We start from the raw sequence: 11507 nt of genomic DNA on the forward strand, positions 1-11507 counted from the left end.
ATAAGTATTTAAAAGCATGGATGCCTGATAAAAAATTTCAGGCATGACGAAAGAGGAGGTCGTCACTCCTGAACGCCTCCACCATCACCTTGCCCGTCATTCCTGAATGCCTCTATCATCCCGTTGTCTGTCATTCCTGAGTGGTTCTATCAGGAATCTAAATAATGGAAGGGGAAATCCTCTATGTATTTTTCCCTCACCCTTCCGGGGTTAGGGTGAGGTTTCCTCAAGTCCGTCACCCCTGAGTGTTTCTATCAGGGGTCCACAGTTTTTAAGAACCTTTGGATGCCTGATAGAAGATTCCAGGCATGACGAAAGAGGCATCACCCCCTGAATGATTTTATCATGGTCCAAACTATAAGGGGGAGCTCTTTCCCCTTATAACCCCCTTTTGAAAAACAACAAACCTAAAGAATAAAGACTAACTGAAAGAGAAAAAGCTTCTCTTGGTAAAAACCTCTGGATTCTCGATTACTGATTTTGGGAATGAAAAAACAGAGCAGCTTGTTTGCAAGGAGCTCTTTTTTTGTGGTCTCTTATGAAGGGTACCCAATTTTAGAGTTTCTTTTTAAAAAAGACTTTTTAAAAAAGAGAGTATTTGGCAGATAAATTTATCCAGAGGTAGTAGAAAAACCCAGAGAGGAGGTGATAGGGAATTGATTCGGGGAATTTATACTGCTACGTCGGCTCTTAACTTACAGGAGCTCAAGCAAGAAGTATGGGCTAATAACATTGCTAATCTGGATACACCTGGTTTTAAAAAGGAGCTAACCTGGGCTGAAGCTGCTCGGGAGGCTAATTTATTTCGGTTTTTGGGCTCTCAGAATCCCTATTCTTTAGGAAGGATGACTGCTGGAGTGCAGCCGGGGACGGAGAAGCTTACCGACTTTTCTCCGGGGAGGTTGGAAGAAACTGGTAACTATCTGGATTTGGCTATCGAGGGAGAGGGATTTTTTGTAGTTTCTACCCCTTCTGGGGAGGCTTATACTCGAGCAGGCAACTTCCAGCTGGATGAAGAGGGTAGGCTGGTTACTGTATCCGGCTATCCAGTCGTGGGTGAAGGCGGAGAGATTATTTTACCTGCCGGAGGGAGTGTTTCGGTGGATGAAGAGGGGAATATTTCAGTGGATGGAGAAGAAGTGGATCGGCTTAGAATAGTAGATTTTCTAAATCGAGCGGTTCTCAGAAAAAGTGGTGAAAATTTATTTGTTGCAGAGGGAGTAATTCCTCAGGAAACTACTAATTTTGAGCTCCGACAAGGTTTTCTGGAAAAGTCTAACCTTGATCCGGTAGAGGCAATGGTAACCATGATGGAAGCCTTGCGAGAATACGAAATTGCTCAGCGTATCTTGGTTAGCCAGGATGAGGCTCTGCAAAAAGCGGTTAACAGTATTGCCCAACTTTAAAAATTAGGGCTGGTCCTGCGGGAGGCCCTGGGAAGGGAGGATTTTAATGATTAGAGCTCTTTGGACGGCGGCGACAGGAATGCAGGCTAAACAAATGGACCTGGATGTCATTGCCAATAATTTAGCCAATGTGAATACCACCGGTTTCAAAAAAAGTAGAGTTGACTTTCAAGATTTAATGTATCAAGTGGTGAGAGTGAAGGGGACTCCTACTTCTCCTGATACTCAAGTTCCCTCGGGAATTGAAATAGGTTTGGGAGTGAGGCCGGGGGCAGTGCAGAAAATGTTTTCTCAAGGTGACATTTATGAGACTTCTAATCCCTTAGATGTGGTAATTGAAGGAGATGGTTTTTTTCAAATTTTGACGCCCGATGGAACGATAGCTTATAGCCGGGATGGTTCTTTCAAATTAGATGCTCAAGGAAGAATGGTAACCAGTGATGGTTTTCCCCTTGAGCCTCCCATCACTATTCCCGAGGGAGCGGAGTCGGTTACCGTTGCTCAGGATGGAACAGTGACAGTCACGATGCCAGGAGAGATAGAGCCTCAGGAAGTGGGAGTGATAGAGCTGGCTAGGTTTATTAACCCCGCTGGCCTTTTGAGTATAGGAAGGAACTTATACTTAGCTACTGCTTCTTCGGGAGAACCTCAAATTGGTACTCCTGGTTTAGAGGGTTTTGGAACTTTAGCTCAAGGTTTTTTGGAGACTTCCAATGTTCAAATAGTAGAGGAAATGGTAAGGATGATAAGTGCCCAGCGAGCTTATGAGATAAACTCCAAAGCTATAACCACTGCTGATGAGATGATGAGCATTGCTAATAATTTAAAGAGGTGATAATGACTGGAGGAGGAAACTAATTTACCTATAACCCCTAAAAACAAAAACTTGAGCGAAAAACTAATGAGAGAAAAACTTTCCTCATTATAAGAGGGAATAGAAAGTCCACTGAGGGAGTAAGAATTCCTCAGTGGAAGAAGGATAAGGAGTAATGAAAAGAAAAGTTGTTGGATGTTACTTTTTCTGGTTTTTGGTTATTCTTTGTTTAATTGGTGGGGGAGAGGTGGGAGCTCTTACTCTGGAAGTGAATCTAAAAGAAAAAGTGGAAGTTTCAGCGGAAAATATTGCTCTTGGAGAAATAGCAGAGATTTCCTATCCGGAACGGGAGTGGCAGAGGCACTTAGAGAATTTAGATCTGGGGTATTTGCCTCCCCCGGGAGGAGAACGAGAAATAAAACCAGAAGAAATATACGAGCGGGTAGTGGCTCAAAAGGTGCCTCAGTTAGATTATATCTATTTTTCCGGAGCTCCGGTTTGTAAAGTAATAACTAAGGGGGAATTAATAGCGAGAGGTGAATTAGAAGAAAAAATTCAGGAACAGCTATTAGATATTTTCCCTTTTGCCCGAAAAATAGAAGTGAATCTTTCCTCTCCCGGGGAAGTAATAATTCCCCCCGGTGGCGAGGTTAATATAGTTTTTTCTTCTTCTTCCTCTCTAAAGCCCTGGGGGACAGGAAATGGAACTCTGGAAATTCTCCGGGAAGGGAAAGTAGAAAAGACTCTTCCTCTCCGTTTTGAGATTCAGGTTTATCGGGAAGTGGTGCGAGCTAAGGAAAAGCTTTCCCGGGGAGAGGTTATAAGCGAAGATCAGGTTTGTTCTGCTCTTGAAGTTTTAGATTACCGCAATGAAAAGGCTTTTTCCAGTGTAGAAGAAGTGGAAGGAAAACAAACGAAAAGAGAAATTTCTGCCGGGGCAATTTTAACTCCTTCTTTTATTCAGGAAGAAACTCTTATTAAACGAGGAGACCTGGTTACGATGGTAGCAAAACACGGAGGTATTGTGGTTACCGGCACTGGGAAAGCGCGAGGAGAAGGTAGTCTGGGAGATGTAATTGTGGTAGAAAATCCTGATTCTAAGAAAAGATTTGAAGGCGAAATTATAGGGGAGAGAATGGTGGAGGTGGTGGTGAAATGAAAAGAGTAACGGCTGTCTTTTTCATGGTGGTTTTCGTTTCTCTTTTCTTCTTTTCTGAAGAGGCAAAAGGAGAGTCTCTGTGGCAGGATGAAGGATGGTTTTCTGACCCCTATTCTGATTATCGAGCCTCCCGGGTGGGGGATACCGTGACGGTGATTATAAATGAAAATACGAAGGGGAAAAATAGTGCTTCCTCTGATAGTAATAAACAAACCTCCATTGGCCTTAAAGCGGGGCAGGGCATTTTTGATTTTGTTCCTCCGGCGACATTAGAAAGCGGTAATTCTCGAGGAGGAAGTAGGGATTACGGGCGTAGTATTAGCCTTTCTGGCACCATTACCTGTCAGGTCACAGAAGTGTTGGAAGGGGGAAATTTGCGGATTGCTGGAAGCAAGGAGATTTATTTAAATAAAGAAAGGGAGACTTTGAGTATTGAGGGAGTGGTAAACCCCCGGTACATAGGAGCAGATAACAGTGTTTACTCTACTCAGGTAGTGGATGCAGTGATAAAACTGGATGGAACTCTTAAGCCAGAAAAGAAAAGCGGTTTGGCAGGGCTTTTGGAGGGTGTTTTTGGCTCAATTATGGATATTCTTTTTTAACAGGTGGTAGAGGTGAAAATAAAAAAAAGTTTAGCTTTGTTTTGTTTGGTTCTAACAGTTTTTTTAGCTGTTTCTCCCGCCGGAGGAGAAACAGTGAGGATAAAAGATATTACTGAGGTAGAAGGAGTAAGAGGTAATCAATTGGTAGGATATGGATTGGTGGTGGGGCTGGCAGGAAGTGGAGATAGCAGGAATAGCCTTTTTACCAATCAGGCTTTAGCTAATATGCTGGAGAAAATGGGTATAGCCGTAGATTCTCAGGCAGTGCGAGCTCGGAACGTGGCTTCGGTAATAGTTACCGCCGAGCTTCCCCCTTTTGTTCAGTCAGGAGAAGAAATAGATGTTACTGTTTCTTCCCTGGGAGACGCTAAAACCTTGCAAGGAGGAGTGTTGCTGCTTACTCCCTTAAAAGCAGTAGATGGAAAGGTGTATGCTGTAGCTCAAGGTCCTCTTTCTATTGGAGGATTCAATGTGGGAGGAGGGGGAGGGAATGTGGTGCAGCAAAATCATCCCACAGTGGGCATGATTCCCGGAGGGGGAATAGTGGAGAGGACGGTAGAAACTAATTTTGTCGATAAGGTGAGAGGAGTTTTCACTCTTCTATTACGGGAGCCAGATTTTGTGACCGCTTCTCGTATTGCTCGAGCTATTAATGAGGAGTTAGGAGGAGGGAAGGCTCGGGTGCTGGATGCCAATCGGGTGGAAGTTAGTATCCCCGAGCATTACCAAAATCAGGTATCTCGATTGATAGCTCTGGTGGGAGAGATCCCGGTAGAACCTGATGTTCCTGCCCGGGTGGTGATAAATGAGAGGACGGGAACTGTGGTAATCGGGGGGAATGTGCGGATATTACCGGTAGCTGTTTCTCATGGCAATTTGACTGTGACCGTGCGGACTGAATATCAAGTTTCCCAGCCTCCTCCGTTTTCTCCGGGAGAAACTGTAGTGGTTCCTCAGCGGGAAGTCAGAGTGGAGGAAGAGCCTGCCCGTCTATTTAAAGTGGAATCAGGAAATACCATAGATGACTTAGTCAAAGCTCTCAATGCTTTAGGAGTTACTCCTCGAGACCTGATTGCCATTTTGCAAGCTATCAAAAAGGCCGGTGCTTTGCAGGGAGAGTTAATCATAGAATAAGTTTTTTATGGTATTTTCCTATGAAAGCTGATTCACCAGTTTTTGCTTTTTGGTGTTGGCATCATAGATTAATTATGATATATTTCTAAAGGATAAAGAGGGTGGCGATATGCGTATAGAAAATAAAGAGTTAGCTATTTCTCTGAAACCCGAAAGACAGTCTCCTCAGGTAGTGAAAAAAGCCTGTCAGGATTTTGAAGCTTTCTTTCTTGGTTTTATTTTTAAAAAAGGCTTTCAACCCCTTTTTGCTCCTTCTTCCTCTCGTTTTTTTAGTCAGGAGGAAACCTGGTTTCGGGAGATGTGGGTGGATGAAATTGCTAAAAAAGTTGGGGAAAATGGGGGCTGGGGCCTGTCTGACATGCTTTATCGAAAATTAGTGGAGGAAAATAAGAGTGGCTTTAGCTAAATGTAAAAGGTGCAAAAATTTATTTAATAAGATAGTAGATAAAGATATTTGCCCTGCCTGTATGGAAAAAGAAGAGGAAGAATTTCAGAAAGTCAAGGATTTCTTGAAACGTTATCCGGAAAAAAAGTTAGAAGAGATAAGTGAGGAAACCGGAGTAGATAAGAAAATAATTTTAGATTTTATTCGGGAGGGAAGGCTGCAACTGGCTGAAATACAGGGAGAAGGGGAGTTTGCTCTTCTTACCTGTGAGCGATGTGGTAAATCCATTGTTACAGGAAGGTTTTGTGAAGATTGCAGAAAAAAACTTGCTGCCCTTCTTTCTTCCGATGGAGACAAACCATCTTCCCGCTCTCTCGATGAAGATAAGCTATCTTCCCGCTCTCCCAACTTTTATTTTAAAGATGCCATAAAAAAGAAAAAAGAAGGCTAAAGAAATCAGGAATTCGTCCGATATAATATAGTGAGTAGGTTTAAAGGAAGTGATAGAAGTGAAAATATCTTCTAACCAGATGGAAAGTATTTTAAGAATTTATGTAAATAAGGCTAAAGAGGGTGAAAAAACTGTTTTTTCTCCTAGGAAAGAGGAAGAGGGAGAGGGAGACAAAGTTTTTCTTTCTCGCACTGGTGAGAAAATGGGAAAACTGCAGCAACAGTATAAAAAGATTCCCGACATAAGAGCTGATTTAGTTCGAGAGTTAAAAGTCAAGATAGAAAAGGGAGAATACGAAGTTCGGGGTAGGGAAGTCGCAGAAAAGATGTTTGCCCGGGAAATTGCTGATTTTTTAATTAATGGGGGGAAAGATATTTGATAACCTTGAATGATTTTCTCTCTCATCTTTTGACGATTTTGGAAAAGGAATTGCGTCTGCAGACTGAGCTCTGGCAAGTAGCCGAAGAGAAGAGAGACTTACTTTTGAAAAACCAGCTGGAAGAGCTGGTTTTTCTTCTGGAGAAGGAAATGAATTTGGTTATCCAGGTACGGGACACAGAAAAGCAGTTAACCGATGTCTGGGAAAATATGGTGGAGAGATGTGACTTAGAGCCTGGAGAGCTGAACTTGGGTCGGATAATCGAGCTTTCTCCTCCTGATCTGGCCCTGAAATTTGGTGAGGTTCAGAGAGAATTGAAAAGAGTGGTAAGAGCATTACGAGAAGTTAATTCTCAGAATGCCATATTGATTGATGATACCTTGCGCTATATCGATGTAGTTTTTTCTCTTTTGATGGGAGAAGGGGAGAACAGTTTTTATTCTCCGCGAGGAAAAGAAAAACCAGCGAAGGAAAGTAAAGGAATTCTAATCAACGGAGTAATATAATAAAGTAGAAGGGGATAAAAAATGAGCAATGCTTTTTTTGGACTGGAAATAGCTAAGAGAGCTCTACAAGCCCAGCAAGTGGCTATGGATGTCACCGGACACAATATTGCCAATTCTAACACGGTAGGCTATACTCGCCAATCACCCAAATTTTCTCAGGAAACTGTTTCTTCAGGGGGTCTTTTTGTCCTTCCTCATTTACGCAATTTAGGTGCTGGAGTTTCAGTGAATGAGGTTCAGCGTCTGCGAGATAAGTTTATAGACTTACAGATTCGACAGGAATCTCGCACTGCTTCTTATTGGAAAACTATAGATGAAGGCTTGGAGCAGATTGAGGTGATTTTTGGAGAACCGCAAGAAGGAGCTCTGTCGGAGATTTTTGACCGCTTTTGGAATACCTGGCAAGAGCTGGCCAAATCTCCTGAATCGCAAGCTGCTCGAGCTTTGGTAGCAGAAACTGCTAATTTGTTGAGTACAGCTTTTAACCACACTCACAATCAATTTGTTGTTCAACAACAGCAACTCAATGAAAAAATAGCCATCAAAGTGGACGAAGTGAACAACTATGTTCAGCAGATTTATGATTTAAACCAGCAAATTATGAAGCTGAGCTTAGGAGGAGGGAATGCCAACGATTACAAAGACCAGTTAGACCTTCTGGTGGATAAACTTTCTAATGTTTTAGACTTCCAAGTGAGTGAAAATTCTAATGGAACTTACAGTTTGATTCTCCAGGGTAGAATATTAGTGAGTGATAAGGAAAAGAGATTTTTAGAAGTAGAAGCTAATTCTACCACCGGTTTTTGGGAAGTTAAATTCCAAGGAGAAGAACAAATCAATTTAGATTATCAAAATGGAGAACTGAAAGCTCTTTTTTATCTCCGCGATGAAGTAGTAGAAGAATATAAGAAATATCTGAATGACCTGGCTGGGGGAATTATTAATGCGGTAAATACGGCACACAAGCAGGGTTATACTCTGGAAGATCCACCGGTAAAAGGAGGAGATTTTTTCGTTGGTCAAGATGCTGCCACCATTGCTCTTAACCCTTCCATTGACGTTGACCCCGGTAAAATTGCTGCCTCTTTGACCGGTGCTCCTGGAGATGGGGAAAATGCTTTGGCTGTTGCTCGCTTGCGAGATCAAGCTATAGTAGATGGCTCTACTCCAGATGACTACTATCGAGGAGTAGTTTCTCGATTGGGAGTAGAAAAGGCGGAATCCAGTCGTCTACTTACTAACCAGAATTTGCTGGTAGATCAGCTGGATATGCGTAAAGAAGCGGTTTCAGGAGTTTCTTTAGATGAGGAGATGACCAATTTAATAAAATATCAGTATGCCTATCAGGCTGCATCTCTTTTGACTAGAACGGTGGACGAGATGCTTGACACCCTGGTGAACAGGATAAAATAAGGAGGAGTGAAAATGCGAGTAACCCAGAAAATTCTTACCGATCGCTCTATGCAGAATCTGAATAATATTTTAAGCCGGGTGCTTCGCACTCAGGACATTCTCTCCTCAGGGAAAGAGATCCGCCGTCCTTCTGATGACCCGGTGCGCTTTAACCAGGTGTTGAGCTTGCGTACCTCTATTGAAAAACTGGATCAGTACACTTCTAACGTAGAAGATGGAATTAACTGGTTGAACCTGGTAGATGAAAGCTTGAGCTCCGTTTCCGGGGTATTAGAAAAAGTCAGGACTCTGGTTTTACAGGGAGCTAATGGTACTTTAACTGCTGAAGACCGAGAAATGATAGCGACTGAAATAGAGGCATATTTAGAAGAATTGATAGGAACAGCTAATACTTCTTATGCAGGAAGGCATCTTTTCTCTGGTACGCAAACTCTTACTGTTCCTTTTTCCCGGGAAGGAGACATAATTACCTACTATGGAGATAATAATTCCATTATATTAGAAATAGAAAATAATACCACTTTGGCTATCGGGTTTCCAGGAGATGATGTTTTCTTCCGGGGTTTTGAAGCTTCATCTGGTGACATGACCTCTGTTGACTTTAATAACTACAATGGTAGCTCTTTTACCATCAACGGAAAAATAGTTAACATAGATTCTGCTACTATAACTAGCTTATCAGATTTAGTAAATCTCATTAATAATGACCCCAACTTAAAGTCTGAGGTTTATGCCCTCTCCGATGGAGACCGTCTTATTCTTCGCTCTCGCACCGCTGAGCCTCTAGTTTTAGCAGATGTTAATGGAACTCCTCTCGAGGATTGGGGGATGATTGATAGCGGTGTGGATATCTTGAATTCTCGAGAGGCTGAGGGAGTATTTAAGGTGGTGGAAGATATAATAAAAGACCTCCGAAATAATGAGGTATCCAAGCTTTCTGGAGAGGATCTGGGAAATCTGGATGAGGCTCTCGATAATTTGCTGGCTGTTCGCTCTCAGGTAGGAGCGCGCACTTTGCGCCTGGAAAACTCTCGAAATCGGTTTGAGGAATTCTCTGTTAATTTCAAAAAATTACTTTCTCTGAATGAAGACATTGATGTGGCAGAAGTAGTGATGCAATTAAATGAGCACCAGAATGTCTATCAAATGGCTTTAGCTGCTACTGCTCGGGTGATTCAACCCACTCTTCTGGACTTTCTTTAAGAAGGAGAAAGAGATGAAGATACCCACTCGCTATTTTGGTGAAATAGAAGTGGAAGAGGGCAAATTTATTCTTTTCCCCTGGGGATTGCCCGGTTTTGAGAATTTAAGGCAGTTCCTTCTTTTAGAAGAAGAGGGTTTTTTCTGGTTGCAGAGTGTGGAAGAAAGAGACGTAATTTTCGCTGTTTGTGACCCTTTTCTCTATTTTCCTGATTATGAGGTAGATATTCCTTCTTCGGAATGCCAGGCTTTAGGAATAATTAGCGAGGAAGAAGTTATAGTTCTGGCTATTATGAACATTCAATCGCCTCAAGATATCAAAGTTAATCTTTTGGCTCCAGTAATCATAAATTGTCGATTAAAGATGGGAAAGCAGATTGTTTTGGAAGATGAGCGATATGGTCTGCATCATCCCCTTTTTCCTGAGAAAGCTAGCTCTTCTGCAGGATAGGCTTTCTTTTTTTCCGGGCGTCTTTATGAGTCTTGCCTGCTCGTGTGGTGTGGAGAGGGGGGTCATGAGGGTTGTTTCCCAAAGTAGTTTTTGTCTTTTTCCCCAAGTTTGTCACTTTCTCTCAATTTTCACTCATTCTGATGTCTCGAGCTCGGTAAGGTTATCAGCAGGAACATAAATAGCCTGAACAGAAGTGATAGAGCCGTTGGCGGTGGAGGTTATTCTTTCTTCCACCGTTCCCACTTCCTCGGCTGATAGCCCATTGCTGAAGGGACTCTCCCCAGAATGGCAGGAACTTCTGCTCCCGCTTGCACATAACGAACGAAAAGCAAAACATCCTGAAAAAGAGCATCACGGAAGAACTCTGCGATGGTAAGGGCAATGAGAGCTACCCAGAATCGGGATTCTGGCCAGATGAATAAGTAGCAATATTCCTTTATATATACTTTACATTACAGAAGAGGAGTAGTTTTCAGCCGATACTTATGATACAAAAGACTTTAAAGATGTCTCGTATCTTGTGCGGTTTCATTATTTAATGGTGAAAAAGAAGAAACAACCTAACCATCTTTGCTGCTAATAGAGGAGAGCAAAATAAGCTTTGAGTGTGAGTTAAGAGGATTTGAAGGATATTCTGTTCTTGAACAAACAGTTCTCGAAAACAGCAATATTAAAGTAGTTAACACCAGAACATTTGCAATGAGGGTGTGTTGACATCTTTATCTATCCATAGTATATTGATAACCGCTAGATGGGCCGTTAGCTCAATTGGCAGAGCAACTGACTCTTAATCAGTAGGCTGCAGGTTCGATTCCTGCACGGCCCACCAGTGTTCAAGAAGGCTTTTTTTAAGCCACATTGCCCTTTTTTGTTTTACCCTCTCCAACTCCCCAATATGTTGTCCATAAGAGGTGTTTTTAAGAATGGAAAGTTTTATAGTATCCCGCAAAATCTGCTAAATCGCTCAAGACTTAAAAGCTAGTCACATTACGCTAAAAATTCGGGATCGCCACAGACAGCCCACGGCGTAAGATGAAAAACATAAGAAAGGTAAAAAATAAAAGACTAAAGACAAAAATAACTGAGGGAGGGAAAACGGACGGTCTACGACGTGAAATTAAAAAGACAAAAGATTGAAAATATAAAAGAACAAAAGCCACTGAGAAAGGTGCTCTTTGTTCCTCAGTGGCTTACAATGACAGTTTGGAGGGAGTGCCGCTTTTTTCTCTCCCTTAATTTCGTCCTCGCCTTTCCGGGGAGAACTATAAGCGGGTTCCCTTCTTTGACCAATTCTCAAGATTTAGCTCCATGAACTCGGCCCCCACAATGGGATTATCATAGTAAGGAGATATGGGATAAAATCCCATATCCTGATAAATCTTTCGAGCATCTTTCATTAGAGGCAGAGTGTCGAGCCTCATAAACTGATAGTGTCTCTTTATTGCCTCTTCAATAATCCTCGCTACCAGTTGTTTACCAATGCCCATGCCCCGATATGAGGGGCGGACAAACAGCCGTTTCATTTCGCATACGAGAGAAGATAGCTTTCTCAAAGCTACGCATCCCGCAGCTACTCCATCGACTCGAGCTAAAATCAAGGCTCCTTC

The 11507-nt window shown here is 42.3% G+C and carries 13 protein-coding genes, 1 tRNA gene and 1 pseudogene; 13 read left to right on the top strand and 2 right to left on the bottom strand.

The genetic code is table 11. The features are described from left to right. The first annotated feature begins 656 nt into the window (after positions 1–656). From flgF to GXZ17_RS00625, 12 genes are all read left to right on the top strand, one after another. Entirely contained in the window at positions 657–1406 is a 750-nt protein-coding gene (gene flgF, locus GXZ17_RS00570) for a flagellar basal-body rod protein FlgF (RefSeq protein ID WP_409375347.1), read from the top strand. Positions 1407–1452: 46 nt separating this feature from the next. Further along, the gene (gene flgG, locus GXZ17_RS00575) at positions 1453–2241 is read left to right on the top strand and encodes a flagellar basal-body rod protein FlgG (RefSeq protein ID WP_409375348.1); all 789 of its coding nucleotides are present in this window, start codon (positions 1453–1455) and stop codon (positions 2239–2241) included. Positions 2242–2395: 154 nt separating this feature from the next. Then, the gene (gene flgA, locus GXZ17_RS00580; protein ID WP_409375349.1) at positions 2396–3379 is read left to right on the top strand and encodes a flagellar basal body P-ring formation chaperone FlgA; all 984 of its coding nucleotides are present in this window, start codon (positions 2396–2398) and stop codon (positions 3377–3379) included. Beyond that, positions 3376–3981, top strand: a complete 606-nt coding sequence (locus GXZ17_RS00585) for a flagellar basal body L-ring protein FlgH (RefSeq protein ID WP_409375350.1) — start codon at positions 3376–3378, stop codon at positions 3979–3981. Before flgA ends, GXZ17_RS00585 begins: the two co-directional genes overlap by 4 nt. An 18-nt stretch (positions 3982–3999) precedes the next feature. Continuing rightward, positions 4000–5115 carry a flagellar basal body P-ring protein FlgI gene (locus GXZ17_RS00590; RefSeq protein ID WP_409375359.1) on the top strand — a complete coding sequence of 372 codons (1116 nt, stop codon included), beginning with the start codon at positions 4000–4002 and terminating at the stop codon, positions 5113–5115. A gap of 109 nt (positions 5116–5224) precedes the next feature. After that, entirely contained in the window at positions 5225–5521 is a 297-nt protein-coding gene (locus tag GXZ17_RS00595) for a rod-binding protein (RefSeq protein WP_409375351.1), read from the top strand. Continuing rightward, positions 5508–5951, top strand: coding sequence for a hypothetical protein (locus tag GXZ17_RS00600; RefSeq protein WP_409375352.1), 444 nt, complete (start codon positions 5508–5510; stop codon positions 5949–5951). The genes GXZ17_RS00595 and GXZ17_RS00600 overlap by 14 nt, the downstream gene beginning before the upstream one ends. 49 nt (positions 5952–6000) lie before the next feature. Then, positions 6001–6330: a flagellar biosynthesis anti-sigma factor FlgM gene (gene flgM / locus GXZ17_RS00605; protein ID WP_409375353.1), complete on the top strand. Its 330-nt coding sequence runs from the start codon at positions 6001–6003 to the stop codon at positions 6328–6330. Then, a complete protein-coding gene (locus tag GXZ17_RS00610) occupies positions 6327–6836 on the top strand; it encodes a flagellar protein FlgN (RefSeq protein WP_409375354.1) in 510 nt (169 codons plus the stop codon). The genes flgM and GXZ17_RS00610 overlap by 4 nt, the downstream gene beginning before the upstream one ends. Positions 6837–6857: 21 nt before the next feature. Then, positions 6858–8249, top strand: a complete 1392-nt coding sequence (flgK, locus tag GXZ17_RS00615) for a flagellar hook-associated protein FlgK (RefSeq protein ID WP_409375355.1) — start codon at positions 6858–6860, stop codon at positions 8247–8249. 12 nt (positions 8250–8261) lie between these two features. Further along, entirely contained in the window at positions 8262–9452 is a 1191-nt protein-coding gene (gene flgL, locus GXZ17_RS00620) for a flagellar hook-associated protein FlgL (protein WP_409375356.1), read from the top strand. A 13-nt stretch (positions 9453–9465) separates the two neighbouring features. Continuing rightward, positions 9466–9900, top strand: a complete 435-nt coding sequence (locus GXZ17_RS00625; RefSeq protein ID WP_409375357.1) for a flagellar assembly protein FliW — start codon at positions 9466–9468, stop codon at positions 9898–9900. A 150-nt stretch (positions 9901–10050) separates the two neighbouring features. On the opposite strand, the pseudogene GXZ17_RS00630 reads toward GXZ17_RS00625, so the two are convergent. After that, a pseudogene (locus tag GXZ17_RS00630) lies at positions 10051–10310 on the bottom strand (F0F1 ATP synthase subunit beta); the annotation flags it as partial. 343 nt (positions 10311–10653) lie between these two features. Here GXZ17_RS00630 and GXZ17_RS00635 point away from each other — a divergent pair. Further along, positions 10654–10729 (top strand) — tRNA-Lys (locus GXZ17_RS00635). 433 nt (positions 10730–11162) lie between these two features. Here GXZ17_RS00635 and GXZ17_RS00640 read toward each other — a convergent pair. After that, positions 11163–11507 (bottom strand): GNAT family N-acetyltransferase (locus tag GXZ17_RS00640; RefSeq protein ID WP_409375358.1); only part of this gene is annotated, 345 nt, incomplete at its 5' end.

The sequence above is a fragment of the Candidatus Sordicultor fermentans genome (genome assembly GCF_012728195.1).
Classification (GTDB): Bacteria; Atribacterota; Atribacteria; order Atribacterales; family Caldatribacteriaceae; genus Sordicultor; species Sordicultor fermentans.

Bases quoted from the DNA above. Each gene is read 5' to 3' on its own strand.
- flgG (WP_409375348.1), top strand. From the start codon at position 1,453: ATGATTAGAGCTCTTTGGACGGCGGCGACAGGAATGCAGGCTAAACAA.
- flgA (WP_409375349.1), top strand. From the start codon at position 2,396: ATGAAAAGAAAAGTTGTTGGATGTTACTTTTTCTGGTTTTTGGTTATT.
- GXZ17_RS00585 (WP_409375350.1), top strand. From the start codon at position 3,376: ATGAAAAGAGTAACGGCTGTCTTTTTCATGGTGGTTTTCGTTTCTCTT.
- GXZ17_RS00595 (WP_409375351.1), top strand. From the start codon at position 5,225: ATGCGTATAGAAAATAAAGAGTTAGCTATTTCTCTGAAACCCGAAAGA.
- flgK (WP_409375355.1), top strand. From the start codon at position 6,858: ATGAGCAATGCTTTTTTTGGACTGGAAATAGCTAAGAGAGCTCTACAA.
- flgL (WP_409375356.1), top strand. From the start codon at position 8,262: ATGCGAGTAACCCAGAAAATTCTTACCGATCGCTCTATGCAGAATCTG.
- GXZ17_RS00625 (WP_409375357.1), top strand. From the start codon at position 9,466: ATGAAGATACCCACTCGCTATTTTGGTGAAATAGAAGTGGAAGAGGGC.